This is a genomic window from Streptomyces sp. NPDC059828 (genome assembly GCF_042731955.1).
Lineage (GTDB): Bacteria > Actinomycetota > Actinomycetes > Streptomycetales > Streptomycetaceae > Streptomyces.
Map to the genome: position 1 here is coordinate 82356 of NZ_JBHWIW010000023.1, position 19266 is coordinate 101621.

The 19266-nt window shown below is 68.6% G+C and carries 17 protein-coding genes; 12 read left to right on the forward strand and 5 right to left on the reverse strand.

Translation table 11 applies throughout. The annotated features are described in order from the left end of the window. Positions 1 to 280 precede the first annotated feature (280 nt). The 4 genes from ACFV6V_RS16430 (at position 281) to ACFV6V_RS16445 (ending at position 5119) form a co-directional block, all read left to right on the forward strand. Positions 281 to 2356, forward strand: coding sequence for a hypothetical protein (locus ACFV6V_RS16430; RefSeq protein ID WP_385564982.1), 2076 nt, complete (start codon positions 281 to 283; stop codon positions 2354 to 2356). Beyond that, on the forward strand, positions 2353 to 2832 hold the full coding sequence (locus ACFV6V_RS16435; protein WP_385564985.1) for a hypothetical protein: 480 nt from the start codon (positions 2353 to 2355) through the stop codon (positions 2830 to 2832). Before ACFV6V_RS16430 ends, ACFV6V_RS16435 begins: the two co-directional genes overlap by 4 nt. A gap of 73 nt (positions 2833 to 2905) precedes the next feature. Next, positions 2906 to 4222: a hypothetical protein gene (locus ACFV6V_RS16440; protein WP_385564986.1), complete on the forward strand. Its 1317-nt coding sequence runs from the start codon at positions 2906 to 2908 to the stop codon at positions 4220 to 4222. A gap of 357 nt (positions 4223 to 4579) precedes the next feature. Beyond that, positions 4580 to 5119, forward strand: a complete 540-nt coding sequence (locus ACFV6V_RS16445; RefSeq protein WP_385564989.1) for a hypothetical protein — start codon at positions 4580 to 4582, stop codon at positions 5117 to 5119. Between the two features lie 191 nt (positions 5120 to 5310). On the opposite strand, the gene ACFV6V_RS16450 is transcribed toward ACFV6V_RS16445, so the two are convergent. Next, complete coding sequence (locus tag ACFV6V_RS16450) at positions 5311 to 5613, reverse strand: hypothetical protein (RefSeq protein WP_385564991.1); 303 nt, start codon at positions 5611 to 5613, stop codon at positions 5311 to 5313. Positions 5614 to 5930: 317 nt separating this feature from the next. After that, positions 5931 to 6854: a helix-turn-helix domain-containing protein gene (locus tag ACFV6V_RS16455; RefSeq protein WP_385565046.1), complete on the reverse strand. Its 924-nt coding sequence runs from the start codon at positions 6852 to 6854 to the stop codon at positions 5931 to 5933. Positions 6855 to 7111: 257 nt separating this feature from the next. On the opposite strand from ACFV6V_RS16455, the gene ACFV6V_RS16460 reads away from it, so the two are divergent. The 3 genes from ACFV6V_RS16460 to ACFV6V_RS16470 all read left to right on the forward strand — a co-directional run bounded on the left by ACFV6V_RS16460 (position 7112) and on the right by ACFV6V_RS16470 (position 10688). After that, positions 7112 to 7873, forward strand: a complete 762-nt coding sequence (locus tag ACFV6V_RS16460; RefSeq protein WP_385564994.1) for a nuclear transport factor 2 family protein — start codon at positions 7112 to 7114, stop codon at positions 7871 to 7873. 249 nt (positions 7874 to 8122) lie between these two features. After that, positions 8123 to 8884 carry a dioxygenase gene (locus ACFV6V_RS16465; protein WP_385565049.1) on the forward strand — a complete coding sequence of 254 codons (762 nt, stop codon included), beginning with the start codon at positions 8123 to 8125 and terminating at the stop codon, positions 8882 to 8884. Positions 8885 to 9872: 988 nt separating this feature from the next. Next, positions 9873 to 10688 carry a S1 family peptidase gene (locus ACFV6V_RS16470; RefSeq protein WP_385564996.1) on the forward strand — a complete coding sequence of 272 codons (816 nt, stop codon included), beginning with the start codon at positions 9873 to 9875 and terminating at the stop codon, positions 10686 to 10688. Between the two features lie 331 nt (positions 10689 to 11019). Here ACFV6V_RS16470 and ACFV6V_RS16475 read toward each other — a convergent pair whose 3' ends face one another. The 3 genes from ACFV6V_RS16475 to ACFV6V_RS16485 are packed head-to-tail and all read right to left on the reverse strand — an operon-like array spanning position 11020 to position 14004. After that, a complete protein-coding gene (locus ACFV6V_RS16475; RefSeq protein WP_385564998.1) occupies positions 11020 to 11625 on the reverse strand; it encodes a TetR/AcrR family transcriptional regulator in 606 nt (201 codons plus the stop codon). After that, a complete protein-coding gene (locus ACFV6V_RS16480) occupies positions 11618 to 12487 on the reverse strand; it encodes a fatty acid desaturase family protein (RefSeq protein WP_385565001.1) in 870 nt (289 codons plus the stop codon). Before ACFV6V_RS16480 ends, ACFV6V_RS16475 begins: the two co-directional genes overlap by 8 nt. Further along, the gene (locus ACFV6V_RS16485) at positions 12484 to 14004 is read right to left on the reverse strand and encodes a phytoene desaturase family protein (protein WP_385565004.1); all 1521 of its coding nucleotides are present in this window, start codon (positions 14002 to 14004) and stop codon (positions 12484 to 12486) included. The genes ACFV6V_RS16480 and ACFV6V_RS16485 overlap by 4 nt, the downstream gene beginning before the upstream one ends. 657 nt (positions 14005 to 14661) lie before the next feature. Between ACFV6V_RS16485 and ACFV6V_RS16490 the strand changes: the two genes are divergently transcribed. The 5 genes from ACFV6V_RS16490 to ACFV6V_RS16510 all read left to right on the forward strand — a co-directional run bounded on the left by ACFV6V_RS16490 (position 14662) and on the right by ACFV6V_RS16510 (position 19172). Continuing rightward, a complete protein-coding gene (locus ACFV6V_RS16490; RefSeq protein ID WP_385565006.1) occupies positions 14662 to 15123 on the forward strand; it encodes a hypothetical protein in 462 nt (153 codons plus the stop codon). A gap of 596 nt (positions 15124 to 15719) precedes the next feature. Beyond that, positions 15720 to 16751 carry a beta-ketoacyl-ACP synthase 3 gene (locus ACFV6V_RS16495; protein WP_385565009.1) on the forward strand — a complete coding sequence of 344 codons (1032 nt, stop codon included), beginning with the start codon at positions 15720 to 15722 and terminating at the stop codon, positions 16749 to 16751. Between the two features lie 20 nt (positions 16752 to 16771). Beyond that, entirely contained in the window at positions 16772 to 17002 is a 231-nt protein-coding gene (locus ACFV6V_RS16500) for an acyl carrier protein (protein ID WP_361290952.1), read from the forward strand. Continuing rightward, entirely contained in the window at positions 16999 to 18057 is a 1059-nt protein-coding gene (locus ACFV6V_RS16505) for an alpha/beta fold hydrolase (RefSeq protein ID WP_385565012.1), read from the forward strand. The genes ACFV6V_RS16500 and ACFV6V_RS16505 overlap by 4 nt, the downstream gene beginning before the upstream one ends. Before the next feature lie 518 nt (positions 18058 to 18575). After that, a complete protein-coding gene (locus tag ACFV6V_RS16510) occupies positions 18576 to 19172 on the forward strand; it encodes a hypothetical protein (protein ID WP_385565015.1) in 597 nt (198 codons plus the stop codon). Positions 19173 to 19266 lie beyond the last annotated feature (94 nt).

Genomic DNA, 19266 nt, shown 5'->3' on the forward strand with positions numbered 1-19266 from the left:
CAGGGTGCCGAATTCGGTCACCGAGGACTTCGCGACGCGGTTGACGCCCTGTTGCAGTTCGGTGCGGGCGCGCTCCTGCCTCATGACACGTTTCACGTGCTCGCCGCACTGCACAAACATGATCCTCGCCGTCGCGCCGTTGGTGACGCGGCTGCCTCGACGCCGGGCTGGAACGGCGACCAGAACGTGTGATGTGCCAGGGGATCACAAATGATGAGCATTGTTCTACTCTTCCGCCATGCCGAGGCCCCGCAGTGCCCTGAGCGTCTTATTAGCCTGCATGTTCGTGCTTGTCGGCGCCACGCCCGTGATGGCGCACGAAGAGCGTCCCGTGGACTTTCCGGACGGTTCGGGGAGCGTGCCCGCGTATCGGAGCGCGGAGCCCGATCTCATTGTGTGCAAGACCGACCGTGCTGACTTCGAGCGGCGGATCTCCGACTTCCCGGCGGAACTGAAGGACCGCAATATCCGGCTCTTCGACCGCTGCCAGAGCAACGGATTCCGGCATCTTCAGGAAGCGGTGAACGCCGTCGACAAGCCGGGCATGAACATCGCGATTCTGCCGGGACTGTATCTGGAGGAGCCGACCCAGTCGGCCCCCACAGGCGAGTGCACCCGGCTCAAGGCACCCACGTCGTCGTTCGGATACCAAGTGCTGTCGTACGAGCAGCAGGAGCGGTGCCCCAACAGCCAGAACCTGATCGCGATCCTCGGCAAGAGGGATCTGCAGATCGAGGGCACCGGCGCCAGCCGCAACGACGTCATCATCGACGGCAGGTACAAGAAGCTCAACGTCATCCGGGCGGACATGGCCGACGGCATCTACTTCAAGAACTTCACCGCGCAACGCTCGACGTTCAACTCGCTCTACATCCTGGCGGGCGACGGCTTCGTCATCGACGACGTGCTCACCCGCTGGAACGACGAGTACGGTTTCCTGACCTTCGCCAGCGATCACGGTTTGTACAAGGACTGCGAGTCCTACGGCAACGGCGACTCCGGCATCTATCCGGGCAGCGCCTCCGACGTCAACAGCGACCGAGGCTACGACGTCGAGCGCTACTCCATGGAGATCACGGGCTGCCGCAGCCACCACAACATGGTCGGCTACTCCGGCACCGCTGGTAACTCCGTCTGGGCCCACGACAACGAGTTCGACCACAACATGGCGGGAGCCGCCATGGACAGCGCCTTCCCCGGTCATCCCGGACTCCCGCAGGACCATTCGAAGTTCGAACGCAACCTGATCCACGACAACAACCAGGACTACTACCGCCACGTCCGCGAAGGCACCTGCGCCAAGCCGCCCGCCGAGCGGGGTTACGAGAAGGGCGTCGTCTGTCCTCAGATCCCAGTCCCGGTCGGATCCGGCGTCATCATCGCCGGCGGCAATTACAACCTCTTCCAGGACAACTGGATCTACGGCAACCAGCGCACCGCTTTCGTGCTGCACGCCGTGCCCGGGTTCATCCGCGGCGAGGAGGGCATGGAGAAGCAGTGGGACACCTCCCACCACAACCGTTTCATCGGCAACCACCTCGGCGTCGACCGGGAGGACAACTCCCGCCCCAACAGGACTTCCGTCTGGTGGGACGGCCAGGGCGAGGGCAACTGCTGGTCCGGCCTCGCGGGTCCGAGCAACCCGCGGACGCTGCCGGAGTGCGGCGACAAGCCGGGTGAGGTGTCAGGAGGCAGCGACCGCATCGCCGGCGAGCCGGTGAAGCTGGTACAGCTGCTGGTGTGCTCGGAATACGACGTGCGGGCGCGCAAGCTGCCGGCAGGGTGCGACTGGTACGGCGCGCGGGGCGTGGAGCGGATCGAGACTCAGATCGCGATCGCCGTGGCGGCCGTACTGGCACTGGTCGGCGGAGTGCTGTGGCGGCGGACGCTGCGCCACGATCGGTGGGGGGCGGCGGCCGCCGGGGTGGGGCTGGCCGGGCTGGTGGTCGATGTGTTCGGCTCGTCAAGGTCGTACGACCATACGGTGATCCCAGCCGTGTCGCTGTTGCTGCTCGGGCTCGGATGGGCCGGTATGGGCCTGCGGTTACTTCAGCGACGCAGGGTGTTCGGCTGGGTGACGGTGGGGCTGGGCGCGCTCACCGTGCTCGACGCCTGCGACAAGGCCGTCGTGATGGTGCCGTGGACTCCGTTCAGCCCAGCGTGGCTGCGGACCTTGGTGGGCGTGGCTTGGGTGGTCTGGGCGGTGATCGCTGCCGCCGGCCAGGCGGAGCAGGTGGGCGGCGCCACGAGCGAGAGCCGGTCCCAGGATCGGGCTACGGCGGCTACGGGCGATGACGACGTGCGCACCGAGGGCCCGGCGGAGCCCGGACCGGACACGAAGATGGCGGCGTCATGAGGAACCGAACCGCGTCCCCGCGCCTTGCCACCCTCGCCATCGGCACTGTCCTCGCGGTCACCCTGACTCAGGTCGGCTGCGCCCGGCCCACCACCCACCACAAGCCCGGGACCAGCCACGACACTGCAACGGCTCCCGTCGCGCCGGCAACCCAGCCGCCCGACGATTCCGGCAGTGACATGCAGAACCACGAAGACGAGGACGCTGGTCCGTCCACCAGAACCATCCGCATCAGTGTCACGGGCAACAAGGTCAGCCCCGCTCCCCGCCGCGTCGAAGTGGCCAAGGGCACCCGGGTGACCCTCGTCGTCACCAGCGACCAGGCCGACGAACTGCACGTTCATGGCTTCGACATAACCGCCGAGCTGACTCCGGAGCGCACCCAGAAGCTGTCCTTCGTGGCCGTCCGGACGGGCTTGTTCGCGGTCGAGACCCATGAGTCGGAGCTCGTCCTCATCCAGCTCGTCGTCCGCTGATGACACCGCTCACCGGCGCGACGTCTCGGCAGACCGCCGCGGCACCCGTCCCGCCCTTGCCCGGTACCCGCTCATGATCCACGACCTCGAAGTCGACCACGCTCTTGAGCTCGCCCACGGCATCGGCAGCCGCCAGGACCTGCCCATCTCAGCCTTCTACGCCTATGCCGGAGCCTTCACGGCCCTCTTCGTCTCGTTCCTCGCCTTGGGCCTGCTCTGGACCACCCCCAGGTTCTCTGGCGTCACCGCCGGGCGTCCGCTGCCTGCCGTCCTCCAACGCGCGGCGGACGGCGCGCCCTTGCGCCGCGTCCTGCAAGCCTTCGGCCTCGCCGCCACCGGCTTCGTCGCCGTCCACCTCCTCCTCGGCCCCGACGACCCCGACCGCAACCCTGCCCCCGGCACGGTCTACGTGTTGTTCTGGGTGGGCCTGGTGCCCGCCTCCCTTCTCTGCGGCCCCGTCTGGCGTCTGGTGAACCCCCTGCGCACTCTCCATGCCTACACCTGCCGTGCCCTCGATCGAGACCCTCGCTCCGGGCACCCCCTGCCGAAGGCCCTGGGCTATTGGCCCGCAGCCGTGGGCCTGTTCGTCTTTACCTGGCTGGAGCTCGCCTCACGGGAGCCTGCCTCCCTCGCCGCCTTGATCACGTTCTTCTTCCTCTACTCCGTCGCCCAGCTCGCCGGGGCAGCGGTGTACGGGGCACACTGGTTCGACCGCAGCGACGCCTTTGAGGTGTACTCCGCGCTTCTCGGGCACCTTTCCCCCCTGGGCCGCCGCCCGAACGACCACCTTCTCGTGTTGCGCAGCCCCTTCAACAGCCTGGACGGCGTCCCCGTCGCACCGGGTCTCGCCGCCACGCTGTGCGTCATGCTGGGCAGCACCGCCTACGACGGCTTCTCCAAGGCGCCGTGGTGGATCACCACACTGCAAACCTCTCCCCTGGGCCGGACCGGTGCCGCCACCCTTGGCCTGACCGCCACCTGCGTCATCGTGGCCCTGCTCTACACCTCCTGTGCTGCCGCCACACGCCTCATCTCGGGCCCGGGTCATGAGCGTCCCACCAACGCCTTCGCGCACTCCCTCCTCCCCATCGCCACCGGCTACCTCTTCGCCCACTACTTCTCACTCTTCATCATCGAATCCCCACGCACAGTCACCATCGCATGGGGCACTGACAATCCGCCCCCACCCGCAGATCTCCTCTCGACAGGTGCCGTGGCCTCCCTCCAGGTCACCGCGATCGTCCTCGGCCACGTCTTCGGCGTGATCGCCGCCCACGACCGATCCGTCCGCCTCTTCCCACCGTCTCGCGCTGTCGCCGGACAGCTCCCCCTGCTGGTGCTCATGATCTGCTACACCGTCGGAGGCCTGACACTGCTGCTGGAGGCATAGCGGCGAACGAACAGAGAGAAGCGCTGCCATCCACCCGATTTATTCAGCAGCGCGGGGCCGAACGCTTGAGTCAGATTCTCGACACCTGCTGATGTCGCGTCCTGAAAGCGGCTCAGCAGATGCCCGACTGCACGAGGACGAGTTCGGCGCTCGCCCTGGACCGGGTGCGCTGCGCTCCCGCGGACGGACATCGGGTGGGCGACGGCCGCGGACCTCCCTCCCCCCCGTCAGCCGTTCCCTGTGCGAGCGGCTGACGGGCCCCCGACGACCGCACGCCTCCGGGGCCTTACGACATCCGTAGCCAAGCCGCAGACCTCGGCCGGCGCTCCGTCAACACCACGGGCGTACGCTCCAAACATGGAGCTGACCGGCACGGTATGGGGCGCAAGCGCGGCAGAGCATCACGCGGACTGTCCCTGCGACGATTTCATGAGCATGCCCTACGAGCGCTGGACGCGAGCCGTCGACGTGGCAGCGCCGCCGGAGCTCGTCTTCCGCTGGCTTGTGCAGCTGCGTTCCGCACCCTACAGCTACGACTGGATCGACTTCCGCGGACGCAAGAGCCCGGACCAACTGCCAGAGAAGGCAGAGCCTCTCGAAACCGGACAGCCGTTCATGGTGTTCCGCATCGTCGCTTTCGAGACCGACCGCCATATCACCGGGGTGCTCCCGGACGGGCCGGCAAAGCGGCACGGACACATGGCAGTCACCTACCTCCTCGAACCGACACCCCACGGCAGCCGGCTGATCACAACCGTCGACATCGAAAAGCGAGCCAAGCCGCTGCACCGCATACAGCGCCGCCTGACAGCCTGGGGCGACCTGATCATGATGCGCAAACAGCTACTCACGATCAAAGAGCTCGCCGAACGCGACGCGGCCACCCCACCGGCGTAACAGTCATCCAACGTCGATGGCTCGCCATTGCAGCGTCGGGCTCGCCGCAGCGACCGCACATGGAACTCGGTTTCCGTGGCGCCGAGCTGCTGTTCCAGGTGCTGCCGGAGCGGGAGGATGCGCTCGCCAGGACTACCCCGGGTCGCTCAAGGCAGCCTGAGCAGTCGTCAGGCGGTACGCGCGCCGCGTCGTCAGGCGATGAACAGGCTCCTGCCGGGGGCCGGGCGCACAACCCGTCCCGGCATGACGGCGGCCGTCACCCGCCCGTCACAGAATGACCCAGACCACACAAAGGCCACCTCATCCGTGTAGTTGGCGACCTTCGAGGGCACGAAGTCACCCAGCGGGTGACAACCCGACGGAGCGATGTACCGCGCCCCGTCGATGATCAACACACCGTTGGCCGCGTGCGCCGTGCCCGGGGCCGTCAAGGCCAGCGCCAGCGCCGCCGCACACGCTCCGAGCACGCGCAACGCACGTCGTGTTCCACGCATAGCCTTCCACCTGTCTCTTCCGTCTCACCGCGAACAATGCCATCACCGACAGTAAGACTTTCCGTCACTCAAGGTGACACGACGTGCGGGGCGAACGAGGGATGCGCGGAGCGCTGCCCCGTCGGCCATCCGGAACGCACATCGGCCAAGCGGCCGCGTCCGGCCGCAAGCGGGGCCTGCCGAGGTGGCGCCGGTGCCGGACCACCGCAGCAGGTCCGGTCTCGGGGTTCTCCGCTGGCGGGTGGCAGATGTCCAGGCGGACCGCCGCTCCCCCCGGGCGATCGTGTCCTCTCGGGCGGGCTGCTGGGTCCCGGCGACTAGACGGCGCCGTCGTGTGTCGTGCCGGAGTGCCCGCGGACCGTGTCGCGGAAGGCGATCGGGGTCTGTCCGGTGCGCTGGTGGAAGTATTTGCTGAAGTGGGTGGCGCTGGGAAAGCCGAGCCGGCCGGCTATGCGGGTGGCAGTCTGGTCGCTGTGGGCCAGAAGGCGTTTGGCCTCGAGGATGACGCGGCGGTCGATGAACTCCTTGGCCCCGAGGCCTGCGGCGGCGAGGGTGGCCCGGGAGAGGGTGCGGGCCGAGTAGCCGAGGGCCCGGGCGTAGTCCTCCACCTGGCGTGTGCTGGTGAAATCCTTCTCGACGGCATCACGGAAGCGCAGGTAGGTGTGGTGGGGATCGGGTGCAGGGCTGCCCGCGGGTGCGGTCAGGTGGGCCAGGCGCAGCACCAGGACCGACAGCAGGTGGCGCAGGGCCGCCATGTGGATCTCCAGGGGCAGCTGCCCGAGCGCGTGGAACTCGGCAGTGAGGTGGTCGGCCGCTTGGAGCAGCGCCGTCGCGTCGTCGGGCAGCGGGCGGCGCAGGACCGGGGCATGAGGGTCGTCGATGCGGGCGGTACGGGCGGAGGCCGCGTCGATGAAGTCCTGCTGGAACAGGATCAGGGTGCCTTCGGCGTGAGTGAGGTCACCCCACTGCTGGACCTGGCCGGGGCGTACCCACAGCCAAGAGCCGGGTTCGAGGGCGTAGGCGGTGAAGTCCACCGTGTGCCGCAGGCTGCCGCCGGTGAGGGTGAGCAGGTGGTGGAAGTCCGGGCGCTGGGGGTTCGCGAGGCGCTCGGCCGGTGCGCGGGAGCGCAGGTCGGCGAGGGGCAGCACCTCGATGCCCGCAGGGGTTCCGGCAGGGGCGGTGAAGGAGATCTCCGCGATCTCAACGTTTCCCGGAGAGGCATTGTGTCGGTTTTTGGCCATCATTAGTCGCAAGTGTAATCAGAGTGCATGCCACTGTCCTCCTAGTTTGGAAGTGCGGCACCAGCCGGTGTCACGTGGATGTCGGAAAGAAGTAAGGGCGGAGGAGAGTGCGGCGTACTGCGGAGCAACCACCGCTCTTGGCGCTGCGGCTTCGCATGGCACTGCCGGATTCCGCCTGCGCATCGCCTCCGCCTCCCTGACCAGCACACTCGGCCGGCATCCGGCTCCCACCCCCTTCCCGCACAAGGAGAAGCACCATGAGCAACCCCAAGAACACCGTCCTGACCGCCGCCGCCGAGCTGTTCGGCGAAAAGGACCCGACCGCCGTGGACCGCTGGGTTTCCATCGGCTACACACAGCACAGCGCTCTGGCCGCCGACGGCCCCGAGGCCCTGCGCCAGCTGGTCGCCGGTCTGCCGGGAGACTTCCGCTACGAGGGCGCCCGCGTCCTCGCCGACAGGGATCTGGTGGTCCTGCATGGGACGTACTTCGGATTCGGCCCTGCCCCGATGGTCGGCTTCGACATCTTTCGCGTCGACGGCGACGGCAAGCTCGCCGAGCACTGGGACGCCTTGACTCCCGTCGTCACCGACACCGCCTCCGGCCGTACGCAGACGGACGGCCCCGCCGACGTCACCGAGGTCGAGAAGACCGAGGCCAACCGCGCACTGGTCGCGGAGTTCGCCGAGAAGGTCCTGGTCGGCGCCGACTACTCGGTACTCACCGACTACATCTCCACCGAGACCTACCGCCAGCACAACCCGGAGGCCGCTGACGGCTTGGACGGCTTCGGCGCGGCCGCCGCGACATGGGCCGAGCAGGGCAAGAACCTCGTCTACAAGAACGTCCACAAAGTCATCGCCGAGGGTGAGTTCGTGCTGGTGCAGTCCGAGGGCGAGTTCGGTGTCCCGGTGGCGTACTACGACCTGTTCCGCGTCGCCGAAGGAAAGATCGTCGAGCATTGGGACGTCATCGCTCCGGTCCCGGCTGACCTGCCGCACGGCAACGGCCTGTTCTGACGCCACCGCGCGACGGGGAGGAGCATGATGAAGGTACTCACCCGCGTCTGCCGGGGCTTCATCTTCCAGCCGAGCGAGAACGGGGGCACCATGTTCCGACCGCCGGCTGCCGCCGCACGGCAATCCCGTCGGCGGTAGCCGGTACTCGACCGCAATGCCGCGGTCGTTCGGACTGAGCGACCGCGGCGTGCAACGCTGTACTGAGACGTGAAGGAGGATGTTGTGTCCGCCGTGCCCGCACCGGAGCGCATGCCCGCGCTGTATCTCTCCCACGGCGCCCCGCCGCTCGCCGATGACGCTCTGTGGCCCGGCCAGCTCGCTGCCTGGTCGACCGACCTGCCGCGCCCCAAGGCGATCCTGATGGTCTCCGCGCACTGGGAGGAGGCCCCGCTCGCCCTCGGCGCCACCGAGACCGTGCCGCTCGTGTACGACTTCTGGGGCTTCCCCGAGCGCTACTACCAGGTGGCGTACACCGCCCCGGGCGCTCCAGGACTCGCCGAATCGGTGCGCAAGCTGCTGAGCGCGCCCGGCATCACCGTGCAGGAGGCACCCGACCGGGGCCTCGACCACGGCGCGTACGTGCCACTGGTCGAGATGTACCCCGGCGCAGACATCCCCGTTCTCCAGATCTCCATGCCGACGCTCGACCCGCAGAAGCTCATGGACATCGGGCGCCGGCTCGCCCCCCTGCGTGACGAGGGCGTCCTGATCGTCGGCTCGGGCTTCTTCACACACAACCTCGCCGCTCTGCGCCACGACGGGATCCCCTCCTGGTCGGCCGAGTTCGACGACTGGGGCCACCGTGCTCTGGACGCCGGCGATGTCGACGCCCTGCTCGACTTCACGCACAAGTCCCCGGCCGGAGCGCTGGCTCATCCGCGTACCGAGCACTTCGCGCCGCTGTTCGTGACCATGGGGGCCGCCGACGCATTCGGCGGACTGGACGCACAGCGGAGCGTGATCGACGGATTCTGGATGGGGTTGGCAAAGCGATCGGTTCAGTTCGGCTGATCACCCGATGCTGATGGAGCCCGCGATGAGCAGGGCCGTCTGCGTCCGGCTGCGTCGACCTCAGCTCGCAACCTCGGCACGGTCAGTATTCGCGAGGACCTCGCTGACGCCGACCAGTTCCTTCCACCACGGCGGGGGCGCCACCTGTGACCTCTCTGCATCTGTACTGATTGAGCTCACAGCATCCCCACCGCCTGAATCAGCCTCTGAGTGGCCACCCCCTGTGGCCCGTCGGCGATCCGCCGAACACGGCCTGCAAGCGCCGCAGCGAAGTCGAGCGCACGGTCAACGCTCCAAGGGCTCTGCCCCGTGCCAACTCATTGGGTGAGAAGGCGTACCTCTTCCCTGGCACGGTGACCGTCACAGCCATTCGTCTCCGGCTACGCTCACGACCCGCCGGACCGAACGAAGTGCGCCGGTGTTGTGCGGTGGCGATGGGAGCGAGCTGCACGTACAGCCGATGCCCCGCACCAGGAAACTGCGGGATTCCGTGACGGCGAAGGCCGTGGTGGTCGGCGTCCGGCGCGGAACTGCTCTGCCGGCTACACCCGAGCCCGATCGGACCGGAGTTCCATGGAACCGATCAGGGCTCAGGCCCCTCTTCTCAACGCAACTGTAGCCAACCAGACCACTGTTCTCGGATCGCCAAGATCGAGTTGTCTGCGAACCGCGCGGAGACGGGCCAGGATGATACGAGCGGCAGTGCATGATCGGGGTGCCGCCCGAGGGAGCGAACCGCGCCAGCGCAGACACCTGATGATCGCCAGGTGTCCGGCAGTCCTGTCGGCCGTGGTCAGCCTGGACGATGACCAGTCATCGTCCAGGACGTGTGCTCCAGGGATGGCAACGGCGGAGACCCTACGTCACACGCCACCACACGTCCGTCGTACAACTTCGCCCAGCCGGCCCATCCGTACCAAGCCACAACGGCGTATGGGCGATGCGACTCCATAACCCCCCTCATGTCATACAAGGACGGTCTCTCGTGATGATCAATGCCATAGGCAAACGCGCTGTCACGGCTCTGTCGACAACGGCGCTGGTCTCCGCCGCGCTGCTCAACACCGCGACTCCGGCCGCGGCCGTCCAGGGCGGCCAGCCTGCCCGGGCTGTGGACTACCCCTGGGCCGTCGCGGTCAAGCCTGTGCTGGTCCCGTTCGCGTTCTGCGGCGGCACTCTGATCGCTCCGACCAAAGTCCTCACGGCAGGGCACTGCGTGGACGCCTTCCTGAAGACCCCTGGACTTCTGCAGGTGGTCTCCGGCCGCGACAACATGTGGTCCTCAAAGGGCACCAAGGTGAGCGTGGCCCGCGTCTGGCGCGATCCGCGCTACGCCACCTTCACCTACAAGGGCGAGACCGGCTACCGGAACGACGTCGCCGTACTCACCCTCAAGTCGCCGATCAACGCCCCGACCCTGCCCATCGCGAGCCCGGATTCGAGCGACCTGTACGAACCCGGGCGGACCGCTCGGATCCTCGGCTGGGGCGCCACGTCCTCCGGAGCCCTCGACGGCGGAGTGCTGCGCACCGCGACGGTCCCGATGGCCGCCGACTCCTCATGCGCCAACGCCGACTCGTACGGCGACGCATACGACCCCGCCCAGTACACGTGCGCGGGAGACCTCACCCACGGAGGAGTGGACACCTGCGACTTCGACAGCGGCACCCCGCTCGTCGTCGACGGAGTCCTCGCCGGCATCACCTCCTGGGGCATCGGCTGCGGCAAGCCGGGCCTTCCCGGCCTCTACACCCGCGTCAGCACCTTCTCCTCGGAGATCACCGCTCAGCTGAACACTGACTAGTACCGCAGAAGCCGGCAGCCGTGGACGTCCAAGGACGACGGAGAACGGAAGAGTGCCGGCGGCTGCACCACCACGCTGCTGTGGCCCTCGGACATGGATGTGTTCGAGGGCACATCACGTGAGCAGAAGAGGTCGTTTCACGCCCCCCCCCACGGACGAGAGCGAACAGACACGCAAGAACGCGATCACGTACTCGTCGATCCTCCGCTCCTTCGGCGCCGCTGGCGTGGGGTGGTGCCAGAGCCAACAAGGCGCACCAACCAGCAACGGGATGGAAGTGGCCGATGGGACGCTCGAAGCGCTGAGCGATCGCACCGCACAGCCGGATGGCTCAGGGCGACTTTCGCGTCCGCCGGTTCAGACGGGGGATCCGGTCGAAGATCGCGGCGAGCCTGGCGGCCTGGTCGAAGTGGGCCTGTGAGCGGGAGCGGTCACCGTCGAGGTGGGTGAGGGTCTCCATGCCGAGGTAGAACGCCACTGCCGCGCTCGCCAGTACGGAAACGCGTACCACGGACGCAAGTGGCTTGCCGCGCAGTAGCCCGGTCAGCAGCTCCTCGGCCAGCTTCTCCCAGTTCCGGGTTTCGAGGACCAGTTGGGCGGAGAGCTTTGATTCGGGCCTGGCGCCGGCGTACAGCTCCTGCACGGCGGCGACGTGCCCGGTCTCGATGTCCTCGTCGTACAGCTCGCGGAGCCGTGCGACCGCGTGAACGGCCCGGTCCGTCCCGGACAGCTCGGCACGATAGCGCCGTATCCGGGACGCACTGGTCCGTGCCAGCGCGGCCACCAGCGCATCGTCGAGGTCCGAGAAGTGGTAGTAGATCACCCCGGGCGCAAAGCCTCCGGTCTGGGCGATCGCCCGGGCGGTGGTACCTCCGTGGCCATTGCGCACCAGGCAGGCGAGGGCGGCGTCCAGGACACGGTCACGGGTGTCAGACAACTCGCACCGGCCGGACCCCGTGCGCGGCGAAGTGGCCTTCGAGCCGGCGCGAGAGCTCCGGCAGGTGATGGCTGGGCACGCGCGGGTAGAGATGGTGTTCCAGGTGGTAGGTGAGCTCCAGGAAGACGGCGGGGATGATCCTCCCGCGCAGGGTGCGGGTCTGCGTCAACGGGGTATCTCCGTAGTCGTGGTGCGGCAGGTACACGGTCAGGAGGGGGTACACCCAACTCCCGACGATCGCCATCACCATATAGACCAACAGCCCTGGCGTGTGGGGCAGGACCAGCACTCCCCCGCCCAGCGCGGCGAACGGGACCATGGCTTCCGCGAGGAGCCAGCAGCGGTCCGGCCCACGCCGGTAGGACCAGAACCACAGGCGCACGAGGAACACGGGGCCGTAGGCAACGGCGCCGAGCAGCGACAGCTCGGCTGGATAGCCCTCCGGGTCGTCGGGGTGCGGAAAGATCCGGTGGTGCTGGGTGTGCGTGGACCGGTAGGCGTGCCCGCTCTCCAGCAGGACCAACCCCATGGCGAACAACGCCCAGTCGGTGGCGCGGGACGACAGGCCCAGAGTGCGGTGCACCACGTCGTGGGTGACGGTCACGACGGCGACGAAGATGCCGAAGACGATCACGGGCGTCAGCCACCACCAGCCCAACCACACGGCGCCCGCGAAGCACAGCACCCCGGCGCCGGGGCGGCAGAGGGCGACGAATCTCTGTCGGCGTGTGGTGACGAGGAGATCCTCGCCCAGATCCGCCAGAGACGGCAGGGACGGTGCCGGGGCCCCGGCCACCCGAGGCGGCAAAGCGGCCGCTGCGACCGGCGGTTCGGGTCCTGCGGCCGGATCGGGCGGGGTCATCGGGCTCGGCCTTTCTCCCTCAGGATGCCCTCGGCGACGATGCGGCTGCCCAGCACGCAGGCGACCGTGCCGAGGCCCGGCCAGGTCGAGTCGCCGACGAGCCACAGCCCGGGGCCACCGAGGTCGTGCGGAACGGCGTGCTGGTTGGTGTTGCGCAGATGCTGGCGCACTCCGCCGACCGCTCCGCCGGGGCGGAAGCCGAACCGTTCGTAGCTGCGGGGCGTCCCGGTCTGGGCGAACACGGCTCGCTCTCCGAGCCGTGGGTACACGTGTCGGGCCAGGGCCACCAGCCTTTCGCCGGTTTCCTTCTTGCGCTGCTCGTACGCGGTCCGGTCGAGGCCGCGCCAGGCGGCGAGCTCGGTGTGGGTGGAGATCATCACCGCCCGGTGCCCGGGCGGAGCGCTGAGCGTGTCGCCGGGTGCGGACACGGAGACGAACATGTTGTTGCCATCGCCCAGGGGGCGGTCGTACGCCTGCAGCACCTGGTGGTGCGTGAGGTCCTGGCCCGTCACCTCGGACTCGGGTACGCCGAGGAAGACCACGGCCGCACCGCCCAGGGCGTCCGCGTCCCGCTCCAGGTACGTCCGCAGTCTGCGGGCGACCGGAAGCCCCGCGCAGATCGTCGCCGCTGTGGCGGCGGGGACCGCGCAGACGAGACGGCGGGCGTGCACAACGCCTTGACGGGTGGTCAGTCGATAGGTGCCTGGGCCGCCTTCGACGCGCGTGACGCGGCGGCCCACCCGGAGCGTGCCACCGAGGGCCCGGTAGCGTTGCACGAGCACGCGCCAGAACCCGTGCATGCCACCGGTGTGCCGGCTGAGCCCTGCGCCCCGAATGGTCACCCCGAGCGCGGCGTTGATGAGGGGCGCGTCGTCGACACTGGTGTGCACCGTGTCCTCGACCAGCATGCCGAGCAGCCCGACCAGCGCGCGGTCGCCCCGCAGGGAGTGGTCCCGCAGGGCCTCTCCCAGGGTCCGGTTCAGGTGGCGGGCGAGCCGAATACCGGGCAGCCCGACCGCCCGCAGGTCGCGAAGGGCGTCGGCGGGGCCTCGCACCGGCAACCGTACGCCCTTCCGGCTGGCCCGCCAGAAGGTGTGTGCCAGCCGGTCGAGCAGCGCCCAGAACCGGCGGTGGTCCTCGCTGTCGCCGAGCTTGCGCAGCCGCTCGGCGTGCCACGCGGCATGGTCGCGGTGCAGCACGACCTCACGGTCCGGCAGAAAGACGCGGTAGCCGGGCAGTTCGTGCGCGTCCAGCGACGGAATGCCCACTGTCTCCAGCAGTTCGCCGCCGACACCGCCGGGGCCGAAGTCGACCAGGGTGGTCGCGCCCACGTCGAAGGAGAAGTCCCGCTTACGGTAGTACCCGGCGCAGCCGCCGGCGTGGCCGTGCGCCTCCAGTACGAGCGTGGACAGCCCGGCCGCTTGCAGCCGCAGTGCCGTCGCCATGCCTGCCATGCCGCCGCCGATCACCGCCACGTCGACATGCTCCTGAACGTTCTGAACACCTGTTCTGAACATTCGTTCAGACTGGGCCAGTTCATCCTGCGCGTCAAGAGCTCCGAAGCGTCAGAAGAGATCCTCAGGAGCTCCCCGCCTTGCCTGCACCCCACCACCGCTCGATCGACGACCATCAGCGGGGGCACCGCTTTGGAGGGGGCCGCGATGGATGGCAGAACGAGTCATGCAGGGGAAGTTGGCGGTTGAGGCCCGCAGCGTCGGGAGCTGCTGCGGCGGCGCCGGGGCGGACGAGGCCGGGATGCCATTCCTTGGCGCGGGCCTGGTCGCCGGCAAGGCCGTCGGGCGGATACCGTCGCGGCTCCACGCGGGCAATCGCGACATGTGGCGGGGCGTTCCGTGTTGACCACTTCGATACGTCCTGCTGAAGGGACTCTGAATCCGCTCGGGCATTGTCGGTTGGGTACCGGGAGCGGGCACCTGGCCCGCTTCACACCGCGCTCGGCCGCGGGGCAGGGCGCGCCCAAGGCGGTCCGTCCGTATCCCCCAGCCGGGATCAGCGGAAATTCACGAGAGGTTCCCACCATGCGAGTTGCCCATGCCGTCCGTCCGCCGGGCACGAGGGGTCTGATCGCGGCAGTCGCCGCCCTCACCGGAACGCTCCTGCTCGGGGCGTGCGGCGGTGGGGCTGAACCGGCCGGGGAAGAAGGCAGCACGGGCGTGGCGAGCGTGACGGGTTCCAAGAAGGGGACCGGGGACCATAAGGAGGCGTCGCCGGCGGCGCAGGTGGAGCGACCTCTCATCAGGCCCGACAGCTCCGATGAGGAGGAGGTCAGGCTCTGGGAGGTGTACTACGCCTGCATGGCGAAGCAGGGAGTCAAGGTGGCAAAGAACAAGGAGGGCAGCTACGCGGGCCTCATGGACGGCGACAAGGACCCGAAGTTCCCGGCAGGCCAGAAGAAGTGCGGGCAGCTCGAGCCCGAAAGGCTGTCATGGCGGTCCGCCCGGGTGGATCCGGATTTCCGGGACAAGGCGGACAAGTGGCTGAAGTGCCTCAGCTCGCACGGCGTCAAGGCGACGGTCGGCGACGACGGCATGCTCGCTTTCGACGACGGAAGCGATTTCGACAAGGCATTCGAGTGGGCTGACAAGTGCGAGGCTGAGGTGTTTCTCGCGAAGTAACGGCGGGCTCGCACCGTCGGACAACGACTGCCGTATGCCGCACCCTCACTACGAACGACTTGGAAGCGGACGTCCCGATCGAAGCCGCCCGCAAGACCACACTTGACAGTGAACCGCTCCGACCCCCGCACCGACCGAACGGCCGGGACCGCGCCGACAGCAGGCAATGGGGCTTCTGGTCCTCTGCGCCCCCGAAGGCCGGATCGACAGGAAACTGCCGCTCGACTACGGATGCGCACATGCATCCGTCAAGGCACCAACGCGCGGGGCTCCAGGCACCGGGTGCGGAGGCTCGGCAGCACGCGCCGATCCGAACCGTCCCAAGCACCCCAAGGACACACAGCGCCCGGGCTACGCCCGGCGGCCGACAGGCCCGCCCACCCCTTGCGGCCTCCCCTGCGGGACGGATCGGGTAGCCAGGTCCGCACCGTACGGCGGTAGGGGTGCGGGCAGGCCTCATCCCCCGGAAGTGTGGCCTGCACATGCCCCTGTAGGCCGTCCTTGCGCTCTCCGGCCCTGCCGACCGGTTGCGATCGACCGGCCGACTCACAGGGCAGTTTCGCCCCGCGGATGAATATGCCCCTATCCTCTGCCCCATGCATCCGGATTTGATCGATTTGACTGGTGTATCCAGGATCGCCGTTCTCACGGGGGTGGGTTCGTGGTTGCCTCCCACGCAGGTGCCGAATCGCGCCGTGGTGAGCGAGCGGCTAGACACGCTGGTGCGCGAACGGATCGGGATCCGCTCGCGGCATCGCGTCGACCCGGGGATGGCCACCGGTGACATGGCGGTCGAAGCGGGGATGCGGGCGCTGAAGTCCGCCGGCGTGGAGCAGGTTGACGCCCTGGTGCTGGCCACGACCACACCGGACCGCCCCGTACCCGCCACGGCGCCGGACGTGGCCTCACGTCTGGGCCTGGGGACGGTCGCGGCGTTCGACCTGGGCGCGGGGTGCTCCGGGTTCCTGTACGGCTGCGGCGTCGCCACTGGGCTCATCGCTTCGGGGACCGCACGCCGGGTGCTGGTCATCGCGGCCGACAGCATGACGACCATCACCAACCCGAAAGACCCTTCCACCGCCCCGCTCTTCGGGGACGGGGCCGGAGCGGTCGTCCTCGAATGCGGAGCACCCGGCACACCGGGCGCGCTGGGCCCGATGGTATGGGGCAGCGACGGGGAACTCGGCGATGCGATCGTGCTGCCCGCCGGCGGTTCGCGGCAGCGCTCAGCCGGCACCGAGACCGCCGCGTCCGACCACTTCGTGCACATGCGGGGTACCGATGTGTTCCGGCATGCCGTACGCCGCATGAGCCAGGCTGCGCGGGAGGCGGTGCGCGGCGCCGGGTGGAGTCTTGCGGAGGTCGACCGGTTCATCGCCCATCAGGGCAACGCGGCCATCACCGCGGCGGTGGCGGACACGCTTCGCTTCCCCCCGGACCGCATGCCCTCGAACATCGCGTCAGTGGGGAACACGGCTGCGGCGTCCATCCCACTACTGCTGGCCGACGCGGCCGCCTCGGGCACCGTACGCGGCGGGGACAAGGTCCTCCTCGTCGCGTTCGGAAGTGGCCTGACGTGGGCCGCCACCACCCTGACCTGGCCGACCGACTGCACCGCACTGCTGTGAGCCATCGAAACGGAACGCGCATGCCCCTAGACGTCATCCACATCCTCACCGAGCGTGCGGGCCTCCAGCCCGGACCGATCACGCTCACGGCCACCCTGGCCCAGGCCGGTGTCGACTCCATGGCCGTCACCGTGCTGTCCATGGTCCTCGAGGACGACTTCAACGTCCTGATCGGAGAGAAGGAGCTGCTCGCCGCACCGACCATCGCCGCCTTGTCCCAACTCGTCAACGAACGGGCGGCCCTGGTATGACGAGCGCGTCGCTCCTTGCGTGCAAGGCCTTCCCGTTCGCCGAGGCGGACGAGGAAATGCACGAGCTGTCGTGGCTCGGCACACGTTACGCGTGCCGAGTGCTGATCCCCCGCGGGACCCCGGCCAGTGAACCCCTCCTGATCATCGGCGGAGTCCTGCAGGACATGCACTCCTGGCCACGTCTGGAAAGACGCCTGGCGGGCCATCAGGCGATCGTCTTCGTGGAGCTACCGGGCGTCGGCAATTCCCAGTCCCTGCCCGACGAGTTCACCTGGGAAGATCTGACCGAGGCGGCGGTGCACGCCATGGACGCCCTGCGCATCCTTCGCTTCAACGTGATGGGCGGGTCGGCGGGCGCACCGATCGCCTATCGCGTGGCGCGGCAGCACCCCGACCGCACCACCCGCCTCGTCCTCATCGGAGCCACCCCCCGGCTGAGCCCTCGGGTTTCCGACCTGGTCAAAGCGGGACAGCGCCGCTTCGACCGGCTCTACCGTCCTGGGGTGCCGCCCGTCGACGACGCCACGCACGAGGAGTCCGCCCGACAGGTGGTCGAGCTGCTGATGAACACGACGGCAGCCGCCGAGGTCTCCCAGAGCCGCATGGTCTCCAGGATGCTGCACCGCCAACTGCTGGAATTCCCTCGCCAGGCCCTGCTCCGCTTCGCGGACTACCACCAGCGGCTGATCATCGACAGGGAACTCCTTCCCCCCGGAGGCATCCAGGGGGTGAAGGCGCTGGTCCTCACCGGCGAGCACGACCAGGCCAGCCCCCCGGACCAGGGCAGGGCGGTCGCCGCGACCATCACCGGCTCCACGTTCCTCCTCATGAAGAACGCCGACCATCTCGTCCACATCGAACGAGAGGCCGAGTTCGCCGACCTGATCTCCCGGTTCCTGACCGACGCCCCCCTCGACGCCCTGCCCTACTGCACGCTCCCCGAGCACCTTGCGGAGCCTGGCGGCACGGCACGCGCGCGCCGTCCACCAGCGGCGACGTGCGCGCCGCCAGGAAACCCGAGTGCGGAGCCGACCGTCGACGGGAGTGTGCGGTGAGTGCTTTCCGCCAGCCTGTGGAGGCACACACCGCGCGTTCACTCATGCGCTCCGTTCATGCGGCGCAGGCGCCGGGTGGCGGTCGCGTCATGCGTGGTGGGCGATGTATCCATTCCCTGGTGGCGTGTTCGCCTTCCCCCCGGCCGGCGGCCGGGGTTGCGATGGCTGCCAGGCCCCCTACGCCCACCGTGAGCCCGTGGATCCATTCATCGTGAAGCGCTGGGCCTACAAGCCCAAACGCTGAGCCGAGATGCCCCGCCTGGGCGGAGCCGACTGATGCGGCGGCATCCATGCCGTCCCAGTGGCGAATCCACGGCGGGACCGGGAACGCGCGTCGTCGGTGTCCCCACGTCACCGCGGCCCAGGCTCCGAATGGTTCGCGGTCGGCCACCCTCTCACCGGGCGCTGTCTCGCTCCTGGCAGACGTCTGCCAGGAGCGCCTGGCATGCGGCGTCCACGATCAGCGGCAAGAGCGCTCTTATTGGACGTTTAGAGGACGACCCGTAGGGTGGCGCCCTATGGCTACCGAGAGCACCAAGATCACCAAGGCCGGCGCTGACATCCCCGAGAAGGAGCGGGAAGCAACCACGGATCCTGTACAGCCCGAGGAGCCCTCCCTCGACGAGGGCGTAGCCGAGAACGGGGCGGACGTCGGCACCCACGACGCCGCCCATGACACCGACCCCCTGGACAACCCGGGCTCCACAACCCCCACCGGGAGTTTCGCGGCAGGTGCAGTCGCCGTCGTGAGCGCGGGGCTAGGGCTGTGTTCCCTCACCGGAACCCCCCTCAGCGACATGCTTCGCTCCCGTAAGGAGCTGATCGGCCAGATCGAGGCCAGCATCGGTGGTGGTGGCGACCGTATCGAAGCCTTCTACGGCACCCCATGGCATACCGCCGCACTCGTGAACGGCATCTTCGCCCTGGGCGCCGTTGTCATCGGCGGGGTACTGCTGGCCCTGCACACCGGGAGGACCGGCACGCGCCCGCAGGTGAAGGCCGTCGCCCTGGGCGGCGTCCTTCTCGGCACGATCGGACTGCTCATAGCCGGCGGAATGTACCTCGACCTGTTCGCGAGCGCCCCCGAGCTCCCCAGCTCCCCACCTGGCAACTGAGCACTCAGCTCCAGAACTGCGCCGGGCAGCCCAACCGGACGCCCGTGCAGACGGACCGGAGCTCCCGGGCCCGCAGGGTGACGGGAGCACGGGC